Consider the following 22956-nt stretch of genomic DNA (forward strand, 5'->3'; position numbering starts at 1 on the left):
CCATAAATTTACCTGCGAAAGGCGGGTTTAAGGTTCGTTATGGATAACGCCTTCACGCTGCTTGCCTTTGGCCTTATCGGCCTGTTTATCGGCAATGTCATTGCGCGTTTAAGCCACGTTCTTCCCTCTGCAGTTTTCGACGGCCAAGGCCTTTTCCGCTGCGTTCTGACTTCTGTTCAATCTCTGTTCTCTTCAGATGCCTGCTGCTTCGCCGCTCGCCAATTTCCCCTTAGCGTTTCGCTATTCAGGCAACTTTTTCGCCGAGGGCGATGCCCTCACTGCCGTCGACAGGCTCCGGCCGACGCGGCGTTTATTGAACTAGGGTGCGCTTTTATTTTCATGTGCCTGACAAGCGAGAGCAACAGTGCCGCCTCCCTTGCGACAACGCTGGCCCTAACGGCGACGCTTATTCTGCTAACACTGATTGACGCCAAATACTACCTGCTGCCTGACGCCCTTACGCTGCCGCTGTTGGCTAGCGGCCTTATTGCAGCCTACGCCGGCGCGTCCTCTCTTTCGCTCGATGAGGCCATCGCCGGCGCGATTTTCGGCTACGCGCTGCTTTGGATACCCGCCCGCCTCTTCCTGTACTTTCACCGCGTTCATGGACTGGGGCAAGGAGATATCAAGCTGATGGCCGCCGTCGGCGCGTGGCTTGGCGCAGGAATGGCGCCCGTCGTGCTGCTTGTCGCCAGCCTTCTGGGCGTGCTGTTTTTCACCTTACGGTATGCGATGACGGGCGCGGTCAAAAGGCACATTCCCTTTGGCCCTTTTATTACGTTCAGCATGTGGCTTGCACTTCTCAAAGATCCCTTTATCATCGACTTATCTATAGGTATACAGGCTTGGTTATGACTTACATCGTCGCGCTTACGGGAGGCATTGGCAGCGGGAAATCAACCGTCTCAGACGCGTTCGCCCGTTTAGGGGTTCCCGTCGTCGACGCTGACGTAATCGCGCGTCAGGTCGTTGAGCCGGGAACCGAAGCGCTGGAGCGCATCAGGGCTCACTTTGGCCCCTCGGCGTTTCTTACCGATGGCAGCCTCAACCGCAAGCGTCTTCGCGAAGTGATTTTTGCTCAACCGGAAGAAAAATCCTGGTTAAATGCCCTGCTCCATCCTCTTATTCAGAAAGAAACCCGACGTCAATTGGCCGCCGTTACGGCACCTTATGCGCTTTGGGTTGTCCCACTATTAATTGAGAACGACCTGTGCGACAGGGCTAACCGCGTTCTGGTGGTCGACGTGAGCGAAAACGTTCAGCTACAGAGGCTCCTCGCACGCGACGGCGGAGGCAGGCAGCAGGCCGAACAGATTTTAGCGTCCCAGGCGTCTCGAACGCAGCGTCTGGCCTGCGCCGATGACGTCATTCTCAACGATGACTCGCCCGAAGCGCTGCAGCCCCAGGTAGAGCGGCTGCATCGACGCTACTTAACTTTGGCAAATGATTTCAACAGGCAGGATCCGTCTATATGAGCGATTTATCTCAAAATATCCTTTTTGAACATCCGCTGAACGAAAAAGTCCGCACCTGGTTGCGCATTGAGTTCCTGCTACAGCAGCTACAGAACAACCGCTCATTGACCAATTTATCCAATACGTTAGGCTTTTTTCGCACCATCAGCGAGCTGCTGGACATCATGGATCGCGGCGACGTGCGTACGGAGCTGGTAAAAGAGCTGGAGCGCCAACAGCAAAAGTTAATGCAGTGGATCGACGTACCTGGCGTAGATACCGACAGGCTAAACGCCCTGCGCCACAACCTGAAAGAGCTATCCAACGTGCTGCTGGCCGCCCCTAGACTGGGGCAGTCGCTAAAAGAAGATCGCCTTATCAGCATGGTGCGCCAGCGGTTAAGCATTCCCGGCGGCTGCTGCAGTTTCGACATGCCGATTCTTCACATGTGGCTGCACACCCCTAAGTCCGAACGGGACAAGCAGGTAGTGAGTTGGATTGAAACTATGGATCCGCTCAACAACGCGCTAAACGCCTGTTTGGATCTTATCCGTCAGTCCGGCCATTTCCAAAAGCAGACCAGCCTGAACGGCTTCTATCAGGACAACGCCGAGGATTGCGACATTCTGCGCATTCGCGTCGATTCGTCCCACCAGCTCTATCCTCAGGTGTCCGGCCATAAAACCCGCTTCGCTATCCGCTTTATGCCGTTTGACAGCGAGCTTGGCGAAACGCCTGAACGCTTTTCTTTTGATATCGCCTGCTGTTAGGCTATCTAAAATTGTTTGTTAAGGAGAAACGCGCAACGATGAACGACGCGCCGATAAAAGTAAACTGCCCCACCTGTGACAAAATCGTCGTATGGAGTGAACTGAGTCCCTATCGCCCGTTTTGCAGCAAGCGCTGCCAGCTTATTGACTTAGGCGAATGGGCGGATGAAGAAAAGCGGATCCCCAGCAGCGGAGAACGTTCCGATAGCGAAAACTGGGGAGAAGAAGAAAAATAATCATATCAGGCGGCGCAGTACCGCCGCCTGATGTCCTCAATCACTGGCCGATTGGCCTCTGGAAACTCGTCAGCGATCAGCTCAGATGCAGGGAGCCACCGGGATTCCTGCCCTTCACAGCTTTCAGGCTGACCTTTCCAACGGTCTACGATAAAAAAGTGCAGCGTCAGACTGCGATCGGGATAGTCATATTCCAGCGTCTTCAGCGGCTCTGCGCGTAAGACCTCAATTCCCACCTCTTCCCAAAGCTCTCGGCTCAGCGCCCGTTCCGGAGTCTCTTCATTAACGGTTTCAACCTTGCCACCGGGAAACTCCCAAAGCCCGGCAAGATGGCTGCCCTTCTGCCTGCGGGTAATAAAAATCTGTCCCTCTTCGTTAACGATGATGCCAACGGCGATGTCAATGCGCTTTTTCTCCACGGGGCCTCCTCATTATGAATGGCTACATGCATAAAGAGCGCTCAAAGGCGCTCTTTATCTTAACGGTTACGGCTCGCTCTGTCTTTAGTTCAAACGTCCGTGGCACTGCTTATACTTCTTGCCGGAGCCGCACGGACAAGGGTCGTTTCGGCCGATTTTACGCTCTTCGCGCACCATCGGGCGGTTGCCCTCTGGTTCTTGCGCCAGCGCATTGTCATCCTGATGGCTAAACTGCTGCTGGCGCGCCAGGCGCTCAGCCTCTTCGCGGCGCTGCTGCTCGACGGCCTCTACCTCTTCCGGCATGCGAACCTGCACTTTGCTCAGAACGCTTATCACTTCATACTTCAGCGCTTCCAGCATGTTGGCGAACATGGAGAAAGATTCGCGCTTGTACTCCTGCTTCGGATCCTTCTGCGCATAGCCTCTTAGGTGAATGCCCTGACGCAGATAGTCCATCGCCGCCAAGTGCTCTTTCCACATGGAGTCCAGCGTTTGCAGCATGACGCCTTTTTCAAAGTTGCGCATCATTTCATCGCCGACTATCTCTTCCTTCTCCTTATAGCGATTCACCGCCTCTTCAATGATGCGCTCGCGCAGAGGCTCTTCGTGAAGATCGTGCTCTTTATCCAGCCATTCTGAGATAGGCAGATCGAGATCGAAATCGTTCTTCAGTCGAGTCTCCAGACCGGGAACGTCCCACATTTCCTCCAGCGACTGCGGCGGAATGTAGTTGTCGATCACCAGGTTAAAGACGTCGCCGCGAATGCTTTCAATCGTCTCGCTGATGTCGCCCACGTCCAGCAGCTCGTTACGCTGTGCATAGATAGCTCGACGCTGGTCGTTGGCGACGTCGTCAAACTCCAGCAGCTGCTTACGAATATCAAAGTTACGGCTTTCCACCTTACGCTGGGCGTTAGCGATAGCCTTGGTTACCCATGGGTGCTCAATGGCTTCTCCCGGCTTCATGCCAAGCTTGCGCATCATGCCCGCGACGCGGTCGGAGGCAAAAATACGCATTAGCGCATCTTCCAAGGAGAGGTAGAAGCGAGATGAGCCCGGGTCGCCCTGACGGCCCGAACGGCCGCGCAGCTGGTTGTCGATACGGCGAGATTCGTGGCGTTCGGTACCGATAATATGCAGGCCGCCCGCCGCCAGAACGCGGTCGTGACGAACCTGCCAGGCGTCTTTAATCGCCTTGATTTGCTCTTCCGTCGGCGACTCCAGCTCGGCGATTTCGCTTTGCCAGCTGCCGCCCAGCACGATGTCGGTACCGCGGCCGGCCATGTTGGTTGCGATAGTCACAGCCCCTTCCTGGCCCGCATTAGCGACGATTTCCGCCTCTTTCGCGTGGAATTTTGCGTTCAACACCTGGTGAGCGATTCCGGCTTTCTTCAGCTCGCGGGAAACCACTTCAGACTTCTCGATAGAGATAGTACCTACCAGCACCGGCTGCCCGCTAGCGCTGCGTTCCTTGATGTCTTCAATAATCGCGTCGATTTTCTCTTTTTCCGTCATATAGACCAGATCGGGCAGGTCTTTACGGATCATCGGACGGTTCGTCGGCACGACGATGGTATCGAGACGATAGATCTGGCGGAATTCGAAAGCTTCCGTATCCGCCGTACCGGTCATACCCGCCAGCTTTTCGTACAGGCGGAAGTAGTTTTGGAAAGTAATGGACGCCAGCGTCTGGTTTTCATTTTGAATGTCGACGCCTTCTTTCGCCTCGACGGCCTGATGCAGGCCGTCTGACCAGCGGCGGCCTTCCATCGTACGGCCGGTGTGTTCGTCAACGATAATGACTTCGCCGTCCTTCACGATGTAGTCCACGTCGCGGGTAAACAGCGCGTGAGCGCGCAGCGCAGCGGTTACGTGGTGCATAAGCACGATGTTGGTCGGAGAATAGAGAGACTCGCCCTCGGTCATCAGGCCGATGTCCATCAGCAGGTTTTCTACCAGCACCAGACCGCGCTCGGTCAGGTTGACCTGGCGGCTCTTTTCATCAACGGAGAAGTGGCCTTCGCCCTGGAAAGTGTCTGAATCTTCTTTTTCCTGGCGCTCTAACTTGGGAATAATTTTATCGACTTTACGATAAAGCTCGGAGCTGTCTTCCGCAGGGCCGGAGATAATCAGCGGCGTACGGGCTTCGTCGATCAGGATGGAGTCCACTTCGTCCACCAGCGCGTAGTGAAGCGGACGCTGTACGCGCTCTTCCGGGCTAAACGCCATGTTGTCGCGCAGGTAGTCGAAGCCGTATTCGTTGTTGGTGCCGTAGGTAATATCGGCCGCGTAGGCCTCGCGCTTGGCGACCGGCGGCATGCCCGGCAGGTTGATGCCGACCGACAGGCCCAGGAATTCAAACAGCGGGCGGTTGTTTTCGGCGTCTCGGCGCGCCAGATAGTCGTTGACGGTTACGACGTGAACGCCGCGGCCGGTGATGGCGTTCAGGTAAGCGGGCAGCGTCGCGGTCAGGGTTTTACCTTCACCGGTACGCATCTCTGCGATGCAGCGATCGTTTAGCACCATGCCACCGATAAGCTGTACGTCAAAGTGGCGCATGCCGAATACGCGCTTGCTGGCCTCGCGGACTACGGCAAACGCTTCAGGGATTAGCGACTCCAGTGATTCGCCTTTTTCAAGACGCTCGCGAAACTCTACGGTCTTCGCCCTAAGCTGCTCGTCGCTCAGCGCTTCGAATTCAGGCTCAAGGCGGTTGATAGCCTCAACGTTTTTGCGCATGCGGCGCAGGGTACGATCGTTGCGGCTACCGAAAATCTTGGTCATCATTTTGGTTAACATGGATATAGAACCTCTTTATTACCGCCCGCTGCGCGGACGTAAAAAACTAAAATCGTTACGTCAAATATTCAAATCGCTCAAAAAAATGAAGCGATTAGATAAGAAATCACGCAAACGAAAGAGGCCCCGCACGAATACCCTGTGCGCGGGATAACCAAGACCTGACGGGATGGGGAGAGTAAAAAATATCTGCGGGCGACAGCCTTGTCAGCGTCTGCGGCAGATAGCGTTTAACCGCTGAAGAAACGGAGAGAAAGTCCAGCAGCGCATAGTGGCTAAGCGTCGTTTCAGCCTTCTGCCCGGCCTTTTCGGCCATCGGATCCGCATCCACCTGCTGGAGAGACCCGCCCAGGCGAGTCAAATAGTTGCGTAGCGCAAAGCGCTGCCAGGAGTTTAAATTCTGTAGAGGGCGAGAGTCGGCGCCGTGAGACAGTACCAGATGCCCTATTCCAGGAACGGCAGTATTAACGGAGTCGAGCCTGGCCAGAGCCGTTGACAGAGAAACCTGCTGGGGAAGACCGTTCAGATTGACGGGCATGCCGACGCTGGCCGCTACCACCCCGAACAGAAGGTGAGGCCAAAAATAACGCCTGCCAAATTGTCGCCAACGATTTAGAATGCCCATTATCAACTAACCGTTTTACTACCGTGGAACTTACTATGCGAGACAGCCGCCCGCTATTATTAGATACGCTGTTTGACGATGCAAATTTATTGCGCGATCTTCAACAACGCGCCATCGCCCTGCTAAAGCTAAACAAAGCGGTCAAGGCTCTGCTGCCTAAAGCTATGCATGAACACTGTCGCGTAGCCAACTATCGCCATAGCGTACTGGTGCTGGAAGTTTCCAACGCCAGCTGGCTTACTCGCCTTCGCTACGAACAGCCCGCCCTTCTTACGGCGCTCAGACATGAAATTTTACCATCATTAGCCTCAATCGACATAAAGATTAATCCATCTCTGAGTACAAAAATTCAGCATCCGGCAGCGCCACGCTCTAATCTGCCTGAAAATAAGCCCGAACCCGTTCGCAGGCTCAGCGAGCAAAGTGCGGAACAAATCAGGGAACTAGCGGCAAGAAGCAAGGGAAAGCTGAAAGAGAAATTAGAACGACTCGCAGCGCTGGCGGAGAGAGGAGCCAGCACGGCGAGCCGTGATGAAAAGCCGTAATCGGCGCGTTAGGCCAGAACGGTTCTTGACGTTTTGAAAGCCAAAGGCATTTCTGCTTCGTCTTCGAAAGTCACGAATTCCCAAGCTTCCTGCTTGGCCAATACGGCCTGCAGCAGCTTGTTGTTCAGCGCATGACCAGACTTAAAGGCGGTAAACGCGCCGATAATGTTGTGGCCGCACATAAACAGGTCGCCGATAGCATCCAGCATCTTGTGGCGAACGAACTCGTCTTCAAAGCGCAGGCCGTCTTCGTTCAGAACGCGATAGTCGTCAACGACGATTGCGCAGTCGAAGCTGCCGCCCAGGCAAAGCCCTTTAGACTGAAGATATTCAATATCGCGCATGAAGCCGAAGGTACGAGCCCGGCTGATCTGACGTACGAACGCGTCCGCCGAGAAGTCCATGCGATAACGCTGTGAACCTGAATCGATAACCGGATGCTTGAAGTCGATAGTAAAGTCAAGGCTGAAGCCGTTGTACGGCGTCAGTTCGGCCCACTTGTCGCCGTCTTCAATGCGCACTGGCTTAGTGATGCGAATAAACTTCTTCGCCACGTTAAGCTCTTCAATGCCCGCATCCAGCAGCAGATAGACAAACGGTGCCGCGCTGCCGTCCATAATCGGAATTTCAGGCGCGTCGACTTCGATAACGATGTTATCAATACCCAGCCCCGCTAAAGCGGCGTTCAGGTGTTCAACCGTCGAGATACGTACGTCATCCTCGTTTACCAGACAGGTACACAGCATGGTATCACGCACGGATTTAGCGTCCGCAGGAAAATCGACCGGCGGAGTCAAGTCAGTACGACGATAGATGACACCCGTATTCGCTGCAGCTGGGCGCAGCGTCAGGGTGACTTTACGGCCGGTATGAAGACCGACGCCAGTCGCCTGAATAATGCGTTTAAGTGTCCGCTGTTTAATCATCGTAATATCTCGCAACGTTAGTTGAATATCCCATAGTATAGGCTATGGTCTCCGCAATACTTTAACATAAAAAGCGGAGAATCAAAATCATTCAGCGCATTTAGCCAAATCAGTCGGCTTGCTTACGCAAAAATGCCGGAATGTCCAAATAGTCTGGTTCTTTACTCGGCTGAACGCTCTGGTCGTTAACCACTTTCGCCGCCGCAGGCTTAGCTTCCTGCTGTTGCAGCGGAGCCAGGCCGTGCTGGCCGTAGCGGTGGTCAACGGTTTGAGCGGCCGGAGACTTGGAAACCAGCGTAATTTCCGGACGCTTGTCCATGCCGATGCCGGTCGCGACCACGGTCACGCGCAGCTCGTCGCTCATATCCGGATCCAGCGACGTACCGATAACTACGGTCGCATTGTCGGATGCAAAAGCGCGGATAGTGTTGCCGACGGTTTCGAACTCATCCAAACGCAGGTCAAAGCCAGCGGTGATGTTAACCAACACGCCGCGCGCGCCGGACAGATCGATATCTTCCAGCAGCGGGCTGGAAATAGCCATTTCGGCCGCTTCTTCCGCACGGTCTTCACCACTCGCAACGCCAGAACCCATCATGGCGTAGCCCATTTCCGACATCACTGTGCGCACGTCGGCAAAGTCTACGTTCATCAGGCCCGGACGCGTAATCAGTTCAGCGATACCCTGAACGGCGCCCTTAAGAACGTCGTTAGCCGCGCCGAAGGCGTCCAGCAGGGAGATACCGCGGCCCAGAACTTTCAGCAGCTTGTCGTTAGGGATGGTAATCAGCGAGTCGACGTGCTTGGAGAGCTCGGCAATGCCCTGCTCTGCAAACGTCATGCGCTTCTTGCCTTCAAAGTTGAACGGTTTGGTGACAACTGCAACCGTCAAAATGCCGAGGTCCTTAGCCACTTCGGCAACAACCGGAGCCGCGCCGGTACCCGTACCGCCGCCCATACCGGCTGCGATAAAGACCATATCGGCCCCTTCCAGCGCGGCGCGGATCTGCTCGCGGTCTTCTTCGGCGGAGTTGCGGCCCACTTCAGGGTTTGCACCGGCGCCAAGACCTTTGGTCACGCCGCTGCCGATTTGAATAGTCTGGCCTACGGCCGTTTTACGCAACGCTTGAGCATCGGTATTGACGGCGAAGAACTCTACGCCCTCAATGTGCTCGCGCACCATATGTTCGACGGCGTTACCGCCGCCGCCGCCAACGCCGATGACTTTAATCACCGCATCGTTGGTTAGCTCCATCGGTTCAAACATAGTTTCTCTCTCCGTTTTAATACTTAGCGGTGAATTATCGCCTAAAATGCACCAATTGCACCACTGATTAAAATTCTTTACGTAGCCAGCCGCTAATGCGCTGCGCCCAGCTGCGTACAGACGTTCTTTTTTCTACTTCAGATTCTCCCCGCAGGTGAGACTCTTTACCGTAGTGCAGAAGGCCTACCGCCGTTGAGTAGTAAGGCTCCTGCGCATAATCCGTTAGTCCCGTGATGTTCAGCGGCTGCCCGATACGCACCTGCGTATGGAACACTCGCTGAGCACACTCCGCCAGGCCGTCGATTTGCGCGGCCCCGCCGGTTAATACGATACCGGCTGCTAAATGATGCTTTACGCCCTGTTGGCGCAGCTGTTCCTGAACCTGCAAAATCTCATCGTTCACCAGGTTGAGCAGTTCGGTATAGCGCGGCTCGATAACGTCGGCCAGGGTCTGACGCTGAAGGCTGCGCGGCGGACGACCGCCAACGCTTGGCACTTCGACCGTTTCGTCTTTGCTGACCAAAGAGCCCAGCGCGCATCCGTGACGCACCTTGATGGCCTCTGCGTCAGTCGGCGGCGTGCCAAAAGCGTAGGCGATATCGCTGGTCACCACGTTGCCCGCATAGGGGATAACTTTAGTATGGCGCAGCGCGCCGCCGGTGTAGATCGCAATATCCATCGTGCCGCCGCCGATGTCGATCACGCAAACGCCCAGTTCTCGCTCGTCTTCGGTAAGCACGGCATAGCTTGCGGCCAGTCCGGCAAATATAAGTTGGTCAACTTTCAAACCGCAGCGTTCCACGGCTTTAACAATATTTTTCGCCATATCATTATGGCAGGTAATCAGATGCACCTTAGCCTGCATCCGAACGCCGGACAGGCCGACCGGATTCTTGATGCCTTCCTGATAGTCGATGGCGTATTCTTGCGGAATAACGTGCAGAATGCGGTGTTCGTCGCGCACGCGGACGGATTTGGCGGTATGTACCACGCTCTCAACGTCTTCCTGCGTTACCTCTTCTTCCGAAATCGGCACCATGCCGATTTCATTTTGGCAGCTGATATGCTTACCGGACAGCGCCAGATAAACCGACGCAATCTGGCAATCCGCCATCAGTTCGGCCTGATCGATAGCTCGCTGGACCGACTTCACCACCGACTCAAGGTCGTTAACGCCGCCCTTGTCCATCCCTCTGGATGGGCAACTGCCGACGCCGATAATATTGACCATACCGTCAGGCAGCACCTCGCCAACCAGCGCCGCGACTTTCGCCGTGCCGATTTCCAGTCCAACCACCAGCTTTCTGTCTGTCGATTTGATCATTGTTGCTCTGCCTGACCCTGTTGTTGTGTCCAATCAGATAAAAAATTCTGACCATCAATAAATGCGGGCGCCCAACCCACCGCCGCGCCGGTGTCGTAACGCATATCCAAAGAGGCGATGCGTTTGTCCGCCGGAGCCTGCTTAAGCAGCGTTGGATAGAGCGCGATAAACCGCGTCAGCCGCTTAGTGCGGTTTTCTCTACCCAGCTCAATTCGGACATCGTTGTCTAACATCAGCTGCCATGAGCGACGTTCGCTCATCGACACCGTCTTTAACTTAAACTTTGCCTCCGCCAGCGCGCTGCTCATGCTGTTATAGCCTTCCAGCACCTCTTTTTCGCTGCCCTCCGGCCCGTACAGCAGCGGAAGGGAGCGATCGCTCACCCGCTCTGCCGGCACGCTGAATACGTTACCTTCTTTATCCATCAGCTGGAGGTCGTTCCAGCGGGCATAGGGCACGTATTCAACGATGTGTATCTTCAGCTCATCCGGCCACTGCTTGCGCACGCTGGCCTGCTTAATCCATCTCAAGTGCAGTATCTGCTGCTGCAGGACGTCGACGTCCTGCGACATAAAGGTTCCCGGCGATCCGGACGACAGCACCGCCTGGCGAATATCGTCATCGGTAGTGATAGCTCGTTCTCCCGTCACCACCAAACGCGACAGCGGTAGCCGCTGTGCGTCATCCATCCACTGAACTACCGCCCAGCATCCCCATACCACGGTGCCTATCACCATCAGTAAGAAGATAATGCCGATAATCTGCGTTCCATTGCTGCGCCCGGAACGCGTTTTCTCCTGCTCTTCCCGGACGTTTCGAGCCGCCTGAGACATACTAATCAGCCAACGCCAAAATCTTTACGACCAATTGAGAAAAACTCAGGCCGCTTTCGCGCGCCGCCATGGGCACAAGGCTATGATTCGTCATACCGGGCGCCGTATTCACTTCCAGCAGATAAAACTGCCCGTCGCTGTCCTGCATGACGTCCACACGCCCCCAGCCCCGGCAGCCGACGGCCCGATAGGCAGACATCGCCAGCGCGCGCAGCGCCTGCTCTTTCTCATCGTTAAGGCCGCTTGGGCAAAAGTATTGCGTCTCATCGGACAGATACTTCGCCTGATAGTCGTAAAACACGCCGGCGGGCTGAATGCGAATCGACGGTAAAACATCTCCGCCCAGAATGGCGACCGTGAATTCCGGGCCGCTCAGCCATTTCTCCACCAGCACGCAGGTATCGTGCAAAAATGCGTTTTCCAGAGCCGGTATCAGCTCTTCTACCGCGTTGACCTTGCTCATGCCGACGCTGGAGCCTTCGCTGCTCGGCTTGACGATCAGCGGCAGGCCGAGACGAGCAACGATCTTCTGAGGATCAACCTGCGTCAGCTCTTCACTTTGCAGCGCGACGTAGGGAGAAACCGGCAGATTCGCACCCTGCCACAGCAGCTTGGTGCGCAATTTGTCCATCGTCAGCGCAGAAGCCATTACGCCGCTGCCGGTATAGGGCAGCCCGAGGAATTCCAGTACGCCCTGTAAGGTGCCGTCTTCACCGCCGCGCCCGTGCAGCGCAATAAATACTTTGTCGAATCCGTCCGCTTTTAATTGAGCAACGGGATACTCTTTCGGATCGATAGGGTGCGCATCGACGCCAGCCTCTTTCAGCCCCGCCAGCACCGCAGCGCCTGAATTAAGCGAGACTTCGCGCTCTGCCGATGTTCCTCCAAAAAGTACCGCTACTTTCTCAGCCATGACTTTCCTCGTTTGTATTTATTGGTTGTAACTTTAATTCCGCTAACCGGCGCGCCATGCGCCCAATGTTGCCGGCGCCCTGCATCAGCACCAGATCGCCGCCGGATATAACCTGCGACAGCATCTGCGGCAGTTCGTCCGCGTTAGTCACTAAAATAGGGTCCAGCTTGCCGCGGCCGCGAATGGTACGGCACAGCGAGCGGCTGTCAGCACCCGGGATCGGCGCTTCGCCGGCCGGATACACGTCAAGCATAAGCAGCACGTCAACCTGCGACAGCACGTTGGCGAAATCGTCGTACAGATCGCGCGTTCTGGTATAGCGATGGGGTTGGAACACCATCACCAGCCGGCGCTCTTTCCAACCGGCCCGCGCGGCCTTGATGGTGACGTCCACCTCGCTGGGATGATGGCCGTAGTCATCAACCAGCATGACGTCTCCGCCCTCGCGCTCAAAGCTTCCCAAAAAGTCGAACCGACGACCGGTTCCCTGGAAGTTGGCCAGTGCGCGAATAATGGCCTCGTCGTCAATGCCTTCTTCCGTCGCCGTGGCAACCGCCGCCGCCGCGTTCAGGGCGTTATGGCGACCGGGCGCGTTCAGCATGACTTTCAGATCGCTGCGATCCTGACGGCAAATAGTAAAGAATCCCTGTGAGCGGACCTGCTCATAGTCCTTCACTCTGACGTCGGCGTCTTCGCTAAAGCCGTAGGTGATTACCTGACGCCCAACTTCAGGGATCAGCTCACGCACAACCGGATCGTCGATACACATCACTGCGCGACCGTAAAACGGCAGGTTGTGCAAGAACGTAATAAACGTCTGCTTTAAGTTTTCGAAGTCGCCCTGGTAGGTATCCATGTGGTCGGCTTCAATGTTGGTCACGATCGCTACCATCGGCTGCAGGTGTAGGAAGGAAGCGTCGCTTTCATCCGCTTCTGCAATCAGGTAGCGGCTACAGCCAAGCGCAGCGTGCGTTCCCGCCGCCTTCACCAGGCCCCCGTTAACGAAGGTCGGATCGAGCCCGGCCTGTGCGTAGATCCCCGTCACCATCGCCGTAGTGGTCGTTTTGCCATGCGTGCCGGCAATCGCAATGCCGTGACGAAAGCGCATGATCTCCGCCAGCATCTCCGCGCGGCGAATAACCGGAATGCGGGCTTCGCGGGCGGCAACCACCTCTACGTTGTCGGCCGGGATCGCCGTAGAAACGACGACGACGCTTGCGCCCTGCACGTTCTCCGGGCGGTGGTTAAAATGAATTTCAGCCCCCAGCTCGCTGAGCTGCTGCGTGACGGCGTTCGGCGCCAGATCGGATCCGCTGATGTGATATCCTTCGTTGGCCAGCACCTCTGCAATCCCGCCCATGCCCGCGCCGCCGATGCCGACAAAGTGGATATGTCGGACGCGATGCATCTCGGGCACCATGGTGCGAAGCTTTGTCAGTCGCTGTCTGTCTACACACTCGTTCACTGTATTCTTTTTACTCTCGTTAAACCGCGGGTTCTGCCCGCTAAAATCTCATTTATTTAGCGACGCTTTTAACCACGTCGGCCACCCTCTTGGTGGCATCGGGGATCGCCGTTGTTTTCGCCTGCATCGCCATCGCCAAAAGGCCGGAACGATTAAGATCTTCCAGCGCGGCCGTCAGCGTTTCGACGTTAAACTGAGGCTGTTCAATAATCTTCGCTGCGCCGGCTTTCTCCAACGGCAGCGCGTTCCAGTACTGCTGGCGGTCTTTGTGCATAAAGGGCACGAAGATAGCCGGCAAGCCCGCCGCCGCAATTTCGCTAACGGTCAGCGCGCCGGAACGGCAAACGACGACATCAGCCCACGCATAGGCGTTAGCCATGTCGTCAATAAATTCCGTCACTTTATGGTGGGCCATCCCACGCTGTTCATAATCCTTTTGCACGCTTTCCTGCGCGCCTTTACCCACCTGGTGCCAAATAACCACCCGATCGCCCAGCCGTTCAGCCGCCTGGGGAACCGTTTGGTTCAACACTCTGGCGCCCTGACTTCCGCCGACGACCAAAACGCGGATCGGCCCGCTACGCTCGGACAGGCGAACTTCCGGCGCGGGCAGATCCAAAACGTCGGTACGAACCGGGTTCCCTACCACTTGGGCATTGGGGAACGCACCGGGAAACGCCTGCAGCACGCGGGTCGCGATTTTAGCCAGCCAGCGGTTAGTCAGGCCGGCAATGCCGTTTTGCTCATGCAGCACGACGGGGATGCCGCAGCGCCACGCCGCCAGCCCGCCGGGGCCGGAAACGTAGCCGCCCATGCCGAGCACGACGTCGGGCTGATAGCTGCGCATGATGGCTTTGGCCTGACGCACGGCGCGAAAAATGCGAAACGGTGCGCATAATAGCGCAATTACGCCCTTACCGCGAAGGCCTGAGATCGTAATGAAGTCAATATCGATTCCGTGCTTAGGCACCAAATCCGCTTCCATTCTGTCCGCCGTACCCAACCAGCGAACCTCCCAGCCCTGCGCCATCAGGTCATGAGCGACGGCCAGCCCGGGGAATACGTGCCCGCCAGTGCCTCCCGCCATAACCATTAAACGCTTCTGCTTCATCGTGAACCCCTTACGTGCGCCTGACAGTTGGCCAAGCGCGTCTCATAATCTATCCGCAGCAGCAGCACCAGCGCGGTCGACATGACCAGAAGGCTTGAACCACCGTAGCTAATTAGCGGCAGAGTAAGCCCCTTAGTCGGCAGAATTCCCGCCGCGGCGCCGACGTTAACCAGCGTTTGAAAGCTAAACCACAGTCCGATTTCACAGGCTAAAAATCCGGCAAAGCGCTGGTTGGCTTCCAGAGCGCGTCGGCCAATCTGCATGGCCCTAAAAGCGACGAAGAATACCATTAAGAGCACTAAAACCACACCAAAATAGCCCAATTCTTCACCGATAATGGCAAAAATAAAGTCGGTATGCGCTTCGGGCAGATACTCCAGCTTCTGAATCGAATTGCCTAGCCCCTGCCCCCAGATATCTCCACGGCCAAACGCCATCAGGGATTGCGTCAGCTGATAGCCTGCGCCAAACGGGTCGTCCCACGGTTTCCAGAACGACGCGACGCGCTTCATTCGGTAAGGTTCAGTAATAATCAACAGAGTGACCGCGAATATGCCGGTGCCGATAATCGCCAAAAATTGCCACAGCTTCGCCCCGGCTAAAAACAGCACGCCCAGCGTGGTGACAAACAGCACGACTACCGTTCCCAGGTCAGGCTGAGCCAGAAGCAGAACGGCCAGCACCACCATCACGCCCATCGGTTTGCAGAAGCCCCAAAAGTTATTTCGAACCTCGTCAACCTTGCGCACCAGATAGCTGGCCAGATAGAAAAACAGCGCCAGCTTCGACAGCTCCGCCGGCTGAATTCTTATCGGACCAAGCGCAATCCAGCGCGACGCACCGTTTACCGAGCTGCCGACAACCAGCACGAGCAGCAGCATGACGATCGCAACCATCAAAATAATCGGACTGTATTTTTGCCAAAACGACAGAGGAATACGAATAGAAACCAGCGCAGCGGCAAATGCTAGCCCAATATAAATCGCATCGCGCTTGGCGAACAAAAACGGGTCTTCCGTATAGCGCTGCGCAATGGGCATCGACGCTGAGGTCACCATCACAAAACCGATAATCGCTAAACCGAACGTCAGCCACAGCAGCGTACGATCGTACATGACGTCGTAGTCCGATGCGCCGTTTTGGCGGCTGCCGCTTACCCACTGGGTAAAGCGCGCCAGCGGCTGGTTAAGGTTTAGCAGACTCATTTAGCCTAACTCCTGAGCCAACCGGGCGAATTCGTGCCCCCGCTGCTCGTAATTCTTAAACTGGTCCAAACTGGCGCAGGCGGGCGACAGTAGCACCGTATCGCCGCGCTTCACGCGACCGGCAACCTTCGCCATCGCTTCCGCCATCGTTTCCGTCATTTCGGCGATCTCCGGACGCAGGTTAAACAGCGCCTCGCGGTCCCTGCCGAAGCAGTAAATCCGCACGTTATCGCCCATCAGGTGCGCGCGCAGGGACGAGAAATCGGCCGATTTGCCGTCTCCCCCCAAAAGCAGGTGCAGCACACCGTCAACGTGAATGCCGTTGAGCGCCGCCTCGGTGCTGCCGACGTTAGTCGCCTTGGAATCGTTAATCCAACGCACGCCGTCGTTCTCCCAAACCAGCTGGAAGCGGTGCTCCAGCCCGCGAAACTCGGTTATCGCCTGAAGGCTGGACGCACGAGGCAGAGAAACCGCATCAGCCAGCGCCAGCGCGGCTAAGGCGTTAAGATAATTATGCTGGCCAACGACGTTCATTTCTGCCGTATTCAGCACCTTTTCACCGCGAACACGCAGCCAGATTTCTCCCTGCTGGCGGCTAAGGTGATAGTCGCCGATATCCGCGCCAAAGCTGACGCAGCGCTCGTCCGCGCCGTGCAGCGGCATAGTCAGGGCATCGTCGGCATTAACGACGCAGACTTTAGCGCCGTTGTAGATGCGAAGCTTAGCGTCGCGATACTGGCTCATGCCATGCGGATAGCGGTCCATATGGTCTTCGGTGACGTTGAGGATCGTTGCCGCCGCAGCCTGCAGGCTAAAGGTGGTCTCCAACTGGAAGCTGGACAGCTCCAGCACATACAGCTGACATTCGTCATTCAGCAGCGAAAGGGCAACCTGCCCTAAATTACCGCCTACGCCGACGTGCAAACCGGCCGCCTTTGCCATGTCGCCAACCAGCGTGGTCACCGTACTTTTACCGTTTGAACCGGTAATCGCGACGATCGGCGCCTGCGCTTCACGGCAGAACAGCTCAATATCGCCAACGATTTCAATGCCGGCCTCGGCCGCTTCTTTCAAAACCGGCGTCGCCAGCGCGATGCCGGGGCTGACGACCAGCAGGTCCGCCCCCAGGATCCAATCGCGGTTAAGGCTGCCCGCGTGGCATTCAACGCCTTCGGGAAGCTTGTCCATTCCCGGCGGCGTCGCTCGGGTGTCCACTACGCGAGGCATTACGCCGCGCGCCGTAAAATAATCGACACAGGATAAACCCGTGAGGCCTAATCCGATGATAACAACCTGCTTACCCTGATAGTCGATTGCCATAATTAACGCACCTTAAGCGTGGCTAAGCCAATGAGCACCAGCATTAATGAAATGATCCAAAAGCGCACGATAACGCGCGGTTCCGGCCAGCCCTTGAGCTCATAGTGGTGGTGAATCGGCGCCATGCGGAAAATGCGCTGACCGCGCAGCTTAAACGAGCCGACCTGCAAAATAACCGACAGGGTCTCCACCACGAACACGCCGCCCATAATGACCAGCAGGAACTCCTGACGCAGCAGTACGGCCAAAATACCCAGCGCGCCGCCGAGCGCCAAGGAGCCCACGTCGCCCATAAACACCTGCGCCGGGTAGGTGTTAAACCACAAAAAGCCTAAACCTGCGCCGACGATGGCGGTACAGAAAATCACAAGCTCCCCGGCGTGGCGAATGTAGGGAATGTGCAAATAGGCGGCAAAATTGACGTTGCCCGTGGCCCACGCCACCAGCCCGAAGCCTGCAGCGACAAACACCGTCGGCATAATCGCCAGCCCGTCCAGGCCGTCCGTTAGGTTGACGGCGTTGCTGGTGCCGACGATAACAAAGTAGGCCAGCAGAATATAAAAGGCCCCCAGCTGCGGCATAACGTCCTTAAAGAACGGAACGACCAGCTGAGTCGCCGCGGTGTCTTTACCCGATGCGTACATCACAAACGCCACGATAAGCGCGATCACCGACTGCCAGAAATATTTCCAGCGGGCAATCAGCCCCTTGGTGTCTTTACGCACCACCTTGCGATAGTCGTCAACAAAGCCTACGGCGCCGTAGCCCAACAGCACGAACAGCGCGCACCAGATGTACGGGTTGCTCAAGTTGGCCCACAGCAGCACGGACACGGTTATAGAAGCCAGGATCATGATGCCGCCCATGGTGGGCGTGCCGCGCTTGCTGAAGTGCGACTCTGGACCATCGTTACGCACGACCTGCCCTATTTGCAGCTTTTGCAAATAGGCAATCAGGCGCGGCCCCATCCATAAGGAGAGAAACAGAGCGGTCAGCAGGCTGACGATGGCGCGAAACGTCAAATAAGAAAAGACGTTGAAGCCTGAATAAAGGGAAGCCAAAAGATCGGCCAGCCATACTAACATTGAACTGTCTCCTGTACTCGATGCACGACCTGCTCCATTGCGGAGCTGCGTGAACCCTTAACTAAAATCGTGATAACTGCGTGCTCAGACAACAACTGCTTCAAACGTTCGGCAACCGCTTCTTTATCATGAAAGTGTTCACCACGCCCGCTGGCCGTACTTATCGTTTCGCTTAACGCGCCAACGCTCAGCACCTTGTCAACGCCGGCAAGGCGGGCAGCCTCACCGACCTGACGATGGCAATCCACCGCGTCGTCGCCTAATTCGCCCATATCGCCCACTACCATAACCCGGTAGCCGGGCATCGCCGCCAGCGTATGCGCCGCGGCCGTCATCGATCCCACGTTGGCGTTATAGCTGTCGTCCAGCAGCAGCTTGCCTTCACCCAAAGGAATGGGAAACAGCCTGCCGGGCACCGCGCCAAGGGTTGCCAGCCCCGCCCTCACCGCGTCCAACGTTGCCCCGACGGACAGCGCCAGCGCGGCAGCGGCGAGCGCATTCGCTACGTTGTGCGGCCCCGGCAGAGGCAGAGTTACCGCAACGTTGCCCAAAGGCGTATGCATTAAAAACTGCGAGCCCAGTGGGTTAGCGACGACGTTTGTTGCATAAAAATCGATGCCTTCGGTTTGCTTTGCCGAAAACAGCCACACGCGCTTATCCGCTAATGCGTTTTGCCAACCTTTTAGGTCGTTGCTGTCCGCATTGACGATGGCGACGCCTTCAGGAGGCAGCCCGCCAAAAATTTCGCCCTTGGCCTTCGCCACGCCCGCCAGGGAACCAAATCCCTCGAGGTGAGCGGCGGCCAGGTTATTTACCAGCGCCGTTTCGGGCTGCGCCAGATTGACGGTATAGGCGATTTCGCCCGCGTGGTTCGCGCCCAGCTCAATCACCGCAAAGCGATGAGACTTCGTCAGGCGCAGGAGCGTCAGCGGCGCGCCGATGTCGTTATTTAAGTTCCCTGCCGTATAGAGCACTTCGCCGCACTGCTGCAAAATCGCCGCACTCATCTCTTTCACGCTGGTTTTCCCCGAAGAACCGGTCAGCGCCACCACTCTGGCAGGCACCTGCTGCCTGACCCAAGCGCCTAAACGCCCCAGCGCAATGCGGGTGTCCTGTACCACTATCTGGGCCACGTCCAGCGGTAAATGGCGGTCAACCACCAGCGCCGCCGCGCCGCCCTTTATCGCCTCAGCGGCAAAATCATGCGCGTCAAAACGCTCGCCTTTGAGCGCAATGAACAGGCAACCGTCTTCAACCTTTCTCGTATCGGTCGTTACCGCCGTAAACTGGCGGCCGATAATGTCCTGCGTCCCGGCAATCAGCCTGCCGTCAACGGCCTGGGCCAGCTGAGTCAGCGTTGCGGGGATCATGCCAAAACTCCTTTTGCCATGCCCAACAGGCTGGCGACGGTCTCGCGGTCGGAATAGTCGAGGCGGCGAGAGCCGATAATCTGATAGTCTTCGTGGCCTTTACCGGCGATCAGCACGACGTCATCCGCACCGGCCTGCATGATAGTGCTGGCTACCGCTTCGGCGCGGCCTGAAATGGCCTGAGCGCGACCGGCGTCGACAAACCCGGTTAAGATATCGGCCACGATAGCCTGCGGCTCTTCGCTGCGCGGGTTGTCGTCGGTCACGACTACGCGGTCGGCCAGCCGTTCGGCGACGCCGCCCATCAGCGGGCGCTTGCCTCGGTCGCGATCGCCGCCGCAGCCGAATACGCACCAAAGCTGGCCCTTACAGTGCAGGCGAGCGGCCTCAAGGGCTTTTTCCAGCGCGTCCGGCGTGTGGGCATAGTCAACCACTACCGTTGGGCGGCCCGGTGCGCTAAAGACTTCCATACGACCACAAACCGGCTGCAGCTTCGAAGACGCTTCAACCAGTTCGGAAAGTTCATATCCCAGCGACAGCATGACGCCAAAAGCGACCAGCAGGTTGCTGACGTTAAACGCCCCCATCAGGCGGCTTTCCAATACGCCGGTTCCCCAGCTTGAATCAAACGCTACCGTCGCGCCGTTATCGTGATAGCTGACGCTGGTGGCTTTCAGCCAGCGCCCGTTCCAGCCTTCCGGCAGGTTATCTTCCATCGTAACGGCGACGGCGTTCGGGATCTCAACGATGCGGCGATGCCCTACCGGGTCATCAACGTTAATCACCGCTTGGCCAACCTGATGTTCGGTAAACAGCCGCCACTTGGCCGCTTCGTACTCTTCCATGCTGCCGTGGTAGTCCAGATGGTCGCGGCTCAGGTTGGTAAACGCGGCGGCGGCAAAGCGCAGCGCCGCTACGCGGGCCTGTACCAGGCCGTGGGAAGAGACTTCCATTGCAGTAAAGGTCGCCTTAGCGCTCGCCAGTTCGTCAAGTTCGCGCTGTATGTCTACCGCAGAGCCGGTCGTATTTTCGCTGGGGATAACCTGCCCCAGCAGGCCGTTGCCGACGGTGCCCATGACCGCGCTGCGCTCGCCCAGAAGCTGCCCCCACTGGGCCAACAGCTGGGTCGTCGTGGTTTTGCCGTTAGTGCCGGTTACGCCAACCAGCCGCATGCGGGCGGAAGGTTCGTCGTAAAAACGCCCAGCGATTTTAGACAGCTGCTGGTTAAGCCCCTGTAGGTATACGACGGGAATGCCGTGAGAAAGAACGACGCTGCCGTTTTCCGCTTCGCCTTCCGCTTCGGCAAGCACTGCCGAAACGCCCTGCGCGATCGCTTGGGCGATATAGCGTCGGCCGTCGGTCTGATGACCTTTTACCGCCAGAAACAGATCGCCTGCAGCCGCCTGACGGCTGTCGAGCGTCATTTCTTTTAAGCGGCACTCTGGGACGTCAATACGCCACGGAGCAAGCAGATCTTTCAAACTAAGACTCTCCACCGGCAGCTCCTTTCTGATTTATCACAAGTTGGGTCTTTTCATCTTCGGGCAGGGCATCGGGCTTCACGTTCATCGTTCTCAGCACGCCGCCCATAATGGCGCCGAATACCGGCGCGGAAACCGCACCGCCGTAATATTGACCGGCTGAGGGATCGTTGATAACGACCACCAGCGCATAGCGCGGGTTGCTGGCCGGCGCGACGCCTGCAGTATAGGCGATGTATTTGTTAACATAGCCGCCGTTTGGCCCGACCTTCTTGGCCGTACCTGTCTTGATGGCGATACGATAGCCTTTTACTGCCGCCTTAGTGCCGCCGCCGCCCGGCAGCGCAACGGATTCCATCATGTGCACTACGGTGCGCACCGTGCTTTCCGGGAACACGCGCTTACCCTGTACCGGCGGGTCTATCTTGGTAATCGACAGCGGTCGATAAATACCGCCGCTGCCAAGCGTTGCGTAGGCACGCGCTAACTGTAACGGAGTCACCATTAGCCCATACCCAAATGAAAGGGTGGCCCGCTCTATGTCGGCCCACCGTTTTCTTTCTTTATGAAATATGCCACTACTTTCTCCAACCAGCCCTAAATTGGTCGGCTGCCCCAGTCCAAAACGCGTGTAGGTGTCTACCAACGCTTCAGGAGGCATATCCAGCGCCAGGTGAGAAACCCCGACGTTGCTGGATTTTTGTAGAATACCCGTAATCGAAAGCTCGGGATAAAGGGCCACGTCCTTGATTTCGTGACCGTTTACCCGATAAGGACGAGTATTCAAAACGCTGTTTTCTTTGATGATGCCGCGATCGAGCGCCGTCAGCACTACCAGCGGCTTAACGGTAGAACCCGGTTCAAAAATGTCAGTAATCGCACGGTTACGGAAGAAGTCGGCCGGCGTACCTACGCGGTTATTGGGGTTATAGGAGGGACTGTTGACCATCGCAAGCACTTCGCCGGTATTCACGTCCACCAGCACTGCGCTGCCGGATTCCGCCTTGTTCGTCGCGACGGCGTTGCTCAGCTCGCGATAAACCAGCGCCTGCAGGCGTTCGTCGATGCTCAGCGTCAGGTTGTGGGCCGCCTGGCTGTCTACGGAAGAAATGTCCTCAATAACGCGGCCATAGCGATCTTTGCGCACGGTGCGCTCGCCGGATTTGCCCACCAGGTTGCTTTCAAAGCTCTTTTCAATGCCCTCGGTGCCCCGATCGTCGATGTCGGTAAAGCCGACAATGTGGGCGGTGACGGAACCGGCGGGATAGAAGCGGCGGGATTCGCGCTTAAGGTAGATGCCGGGCAGCTTAAGCTGGCGGACGTAGTCCGCCGTTTCAGAACTAACCTGACGCGCCAAATAGACAAAACGCCCCTTGGGATTGGCGTTAATGCGTTCAGACAGTTTTTCCAGCGGCATGCCGGCGACGTCGGCCAGCGCTTTCCACTTCATATCGGAAGAGACGCCGCCGCGCTCGTTCAGCTCTTTGGGGTCGGCCCAGATGGCGTTAACCGGCACGCTGACCGCCAGCGGCCGCCCTTGGCGATCGGTGATCATGCCGCGCGCTGTAGGCACTTCCTGCACGCGCAGAGAGCGCATATCGCCCTCTTTTACCAGCATCTCCGGCTCAATGACCTGTAGCCAGGCCGCGCGCGCCATCAGACCAACCATAGCCAATAAAATGAACAGGCTGAGCAAACCAAAACGCCAGCTTACAAAGCCGGCCTCGTTTTCGGGTCGCTTGACCTTAATTTTATTGGTACGCGCTGCTTTCATCGTATTTTTAGCCAAAGTTGTTTTTCATTCCGTT

Annotated in this window: 21 protein-coding genes; 5 read left to right on the forward strand and 16 right to left on the reverse strand. The window is 56.8% G+C overall.

Annotated features, from left to right (window positions below; translation table 11 throughout):
- The first annotated feature begins 39 nt into the window (after positions 1–39).
- From G544_RS21335 to yacG, 4 genes are read left to right on the forward strand one after another with little or no spacing between them, the layout of a single operon-like run.
- Positions 40–855, forward strand: coding sequence for a prepilin peptidase (locus G544_RS21335; RefSeq protein ID WP_051155702.1), 816 nt, complete (start codon positions 40–42; stop codon positions 853–855).
- Positions 852–1475 (forward strand): dephospho-CoA kinase, encoded by a 624-nt coding sequence (gene coaE / locus G544_RS0111125; protein ID WP_027274674.1) that lies wholly within the window; start codon positions 852–854, stop codon positions 1473–1475. The genes G544_RS21335 and coaE overlap by 4 nt, the downstream gene beginning before the upstream one ends.
- Positions 1472–2224 carry a cell division protein ZapD gene (gene zapD / locus G544_RS0111130; protein ID WP_027274675.1) on the forward strand — a complete coding sequence of 251 codons (753 nt, stop codon included), beginning with the start codon at positions 1472–1474 and terminating at the stop codon, positions 2222–2224. The genes coaE and zapD overlap by 4 nt, the downstream gene beginning before the upstream one ends.
- Positions 2225–2262: 38 nt before the next feature.
- Positions 2263–2460 carry a DNA gyrase inhibitor YacG gene (yacG, locus tag G544_RS0111135; protein ID WP_027274676.1) on the forward strand — a complete coding sequence of 66 codons (198 nt, stop codon included), beginning with the start codon at positions 2263–2265 and terminating at the stop codon, positions 2458–2460.
- A 5-nt stretch (positions 2461–2465) separates the two neighbouring features.
- Here yacG and mutT read toward each other — a convergent pair whose 3' ends face one another.
- From mutT to secM, 3 genes are all read right to left on the reverse strand, one after another.
- Positions 2466–2879 carry an 8-oxo-dGTP diphosphatase MutT gene (mutT, locus tag G544_RS0111140; protein WP_027274677.1) on the reverse strand — a complete coding sequence of 138 codons (414 nt, stop codon included), beginning with the start codon at positions 2877–2879 and terminating at the stop codon, positions 2466–2468.
- A gap of 84 nt (positions 2880–2963) precedes the next feature.
- On the reverse strand, positions 2964–5678 hold the full coding sequence (gene secA / locus G544_RS0111145) for a preprotein translocase subunit SecA (RefSeq protein ID WP_027274678.1): 2715 nt from the start codon (positions 5676–5678) through the stop codon (positions 2964–2966).
- 106 nt (positions 5679–5784) lie between these two features.
- Positions 5785–6303, reverse strand: coding sequence for a secA translation cis-regulator SecM (secM, locus tag G544_RS0111150; protein ID WP_134389154.1), 519 nt, complete (start codon positions 6301–6303; stop codon positions 5785–5787).
- 35 nt (positions 6304–6338) lie between these two features.
- Here secM and G544_RS0111155 point away from each other — a divergent pair, with 35 nt between their 5' ends.
- On the forward strand, positions 6339–6848 hold the full coding sequence (locus G544_RS0111155; RefSeq protein WP_027274680.1) for a DUF721 domain-containing protein: 510 nt from the start codon (positions 6339–6341) through the stop codon (positions 6846–6848).
- Between the two features lie 8 nt (positions 6849–6856).
- Here the strand turns inward: G544_RS0111155 and lpxC are convergent, their stop codons facing one another.
- The 13 genes from lpxC to ftsI form a co-directional block, all read right to left on the reverse strand.
- Positions 6857–7774, reverse strand: a complete 918-nt coding sequence (gene lpxC / locus G544_RS0111160) for a UDP-3-O-acyl-N-acetylglucosamine deacetylase (RefSeq protein ID WP_027274681.1) — start codon at positions 7772–7774, stop codon at positions 6857–6859.
- A gap of 109 nt (positions 7775–7883) precedes the next feature.
- Positions 7884–9041, reverse strand: coding sequence for a cell division protein FtsZ (gene ftsZ / locus G544_RS0111165; RefSeq protein WP_027274682.1), 1158 nt, complete (start codon positions 9039–9041; stop codon positions 7884–7886).
- Between the two features lie 67 nt (positions 9042–9108).
- Positions 9109–10365 (reverse strand): cell division protein FtsA, encoded by a 1257-nt coding sequence (gene ftsA / locus G544_RS0111170; protein WP_027274683.1) that lies wholly within the window; start codon positions 10363–10365, stop codon positions 9109–9111.
- Positions 10362–11198, reverse strand: coding sequence for a cell division protein FtsQ (gene ftsQ / locus G544_RS0111175; RefSeq protein ID WP_027274684.1), 837 nt, complete (start codon positions 11196–11198; stop codon positions 10362–10364). The genes ftsA and ftsQ overlap by 4 nt, the downstream gene beginning before the upstream one ends.
- 1 nt (position 11199) lies before the next feature.
- Positions 11200–12111, reverse strand: a complete 912-nt coding sequence (locus G544_RS0111180) for a D-alanine--D-alanine ligase (protein WP_027274685.1) — start codon at positions 12109–12111, stop codon at positions 11200–11202.
- The gene (murC, locus tag G544_RS0111185; protein ID WP_036023871.1) at positions 12104–13531 is read right to left on the reverse strand and encodes a UDP-N-acetylmuramate--L-alanine ligase; all 1428 of its coding nucleotides are present in this window, start codon (positions 13529–13531) and stop codon (positions 12104–12106) included. Before murC ends, G544_RS0111180 begins: the two co-directional genes overlap by 8 nt.
- Before the next feature lie 97 nt (positions 13532–13628).
- Positions 13629–14687 (reverse strand): undecaprenyldiphospho-muramoylpentapeptide beta-N-acetylglucosaminyltransferase, encoded by a 1059-nt coding sequence (gene murG, locus G544_RS0111190; RefSeq protein ID WP_036023872.1) that lies wholly within the window; start codon positions 14685–14687, stop codon positions 13629–13631.
- Positions 14684–15892: a cell division protein FtsW gene (gene ftsW, locus G544_RS0111195; RefSeq protein ID WP_027274688.1), complete on the reverse strand. Its 1209-nt coding sequence runs from the start codon at positions 15890–15892 to the stop codon at positions 14684–14686. The genes murG and ftsW overlap by 4 nt, the downstream gene beginning before the upstream one ends.
- Positions 15893–17212, reverse strand: coding sequence for a UDP-N-acetylmuramoyl-L-alanine--D-glutamate ligase (murD, locus tag G544_RS0111200; RefSeq protein ID WP_036023874.1), 1320 nt, complete (start codon positions 17210–17212; stop codon positions 15893–15895).
- Between the two features lie 2 nt (positions 17213–17214).
- A complete protein-coding gene (gene mraY / locus G544_RS0111205) occupies positions 17215–18297 on the reverse strand; it encodes a phospho-N-acetylmuramoyl-pentapeptide-transferase (protein ID WP_027274690.1) in 1083 nt (360 codons plus the stop codon).
- Entirely contained in the window at positions 18291–19667 is a 1377-nt protein-coding gene (gene murF / locus G544_RS0111210) for a UDP-N-acetylmuramoyl-tripeptide--D-alanyl-D-alanine ligase (RefSeq protein ID WP_027274691.1), read from the reverse strand. The genes mraY and murF overlap by 7 nt, the downstream gene beginning before the upstream one ends.
- On the reverse strand, positions 19664–21163 hold the full coding sequence (murE, locus tag G544_RS0111215) for a UDP-N-acetylmuramoyl-L-alanyl-D-glutamate--2,6-diaminopimelate ligase (protein WP_036023877.1): 1500 nt from the start codon (positions 21161–21163) through the stop codon (positions 19664–19666). The genes murF and murE overlap by 4 nt, the downstream gene beginning before the upstream one ends.
- Positions 21150–22922 carry a peptidoglycan glycosyltransferase FtsI gene (ftsI, locus tag G544_RS0111220; protein WP_027274693.1) on the reverse strand — a complete coding sequence of 591 codons (1773 nt, stop codon included), beginning with the start codon at positions 22920–22922 and terminating at the stop codon, positions 21150–21152. The genes murE and ftsI overlap by 14 nt, the downstream gene beginning before the upstream one ends.
- Positions 22923–22956 lie beyond the last annotated feature (34 nt).

Source organism: Leminorella grimontii ATCC 33999 = DSM 5078, from assembly GCF_000439085.1.
Taxonomy (GTDB): Bacteria; Pseudomonadota; Gammaproteobacteria; order Enterobacterales; family Enterobacteriaceae; genus Leminorella; species Leminorella grimontii.

Bases quoted from the DNA above. Each gene is read 5' to 3' on its own strand.
- zapD (WP_027274675.1), top strand. From the start codon at position 1,472: ATGAGCGATTTATCTCAAAATATCCTTTTTGAACATCCGCTGAACGAA.
- G544_RS0111180 (WP_027274685.1), bottom strand. From the start codon at position 12,111: ATGGCTGAGAAAGTAGCGGTACTTTTTGGAGGAACATCGGCAGAGCGC.
- ftsW (WP_027274688.1), bottom strand. From the start codon at position 15,892: ATGAGTCTGCTAAACCTTAACCAGCCGCTGGCGCGCTTTACCCAGTGG.
- ftsZ (WP_027274682.1), bottom strand. From the start codon at position 9,041: ATGTTTGAACCGATGGAGCTAACCAACGATGCGGTGATTAAAGTCATC.
- murC (WP_036023871.1), bottom strand. From the start codon at position 13,531: ATGGTGCCCGAGATGCATCGCGTCCGACATATCCACTTTGTCGGCATC.
- lpxC (WP_027274681.1), bottom strand. From the start codon at position 7,774: ATGATTAAACAGCGGACACTTAAACGCATTATTCAGGCGACTGGCGTC.
- secM (WP_134389154.1), bottom strand. From the start codon at position 6,303: ATGGGCATTCTAAATCGTTGGCGACAATTTGGCAGGCGTTATTTTTGG.
- coaE (WP_027274674.1), top strand. From the start codon at position 852: ATGACTTACATCGTCGCGCTTACGGGAGGCATTGGCAGCGGGAAATCA.
- yacG (WP_027274676.1), top strand. From the start codon at position 2,263: ATGAACGACGCGCCGATAAAAGTAAACTGCCCCACCTGTGACAAAATC.
- G544_RS21335 (WP_051155702.1), top strand. From the start codon at position 40: ATGGATAACGCCTTCACGCTGCTTGCCTTTGGCCTTATCGGCCTGTTT.
- murD (WP_036023874.1), bottom strand. From the start codon at position 17,212: ATGGCAATCGACTATCAGGGTAAGCAGGTTGTTATCATCGGATTAGGC.
- G544_RS0111155 (WP_027274680.1), top strand. From the start codon at position 6,339: ATGCGAGACAGCCGCCCGCTATTATTAGATACGCTGTTTGACGATGCA.
- secA (WP_027274678.1), bottom strand. From the start codon at position 5,678: ATGTTAACCAAAATGATGACCAAGATTTTCGGTAGCCGCAACGATCGT.
- ftsQ (WP_027274684.1), bottom strand. From the start codon at position 11,198: ATGTCTCAGGCGGCTCGAAACGTCCGGGAAGAGCAGGAGAAAACGCGT.
- murG (WP_036023872.1), bottom strand. From the start codon at position 14,687: ATGAAGCAGAAGCGTTTAATGGTTATGGCGGGAGGCACTGGCGGGCAC.
- ftsI (WP_027274693.1), bottom strand. From the start codon at position 22,922: ATGAAAGCAGCGCGTACCAATAAAATTAAGGTCAAGCGACCCGAAAAC.
- murF (WP_027274691.1), bottom strand. From the start codon at position 19,667: ATGATCCCCGCAACGCTGACTCAGCTGGCCCAGGCCGTTGACGGCAGG.
- ftsA (WP_027274683.1), bottom strand. From the start codon at position 10,365: ATGATCAAATCGACAGACAGAAAGCTGGTGGTTGGACTGGAAATCGGC.
- mraY (WP_027274690.1), bottom strand. From the start codon at position 18,297: ATGTTAGTATGGCTGGCCGATCTTTTGGCTTCCCTTTATTCAGGCTTC.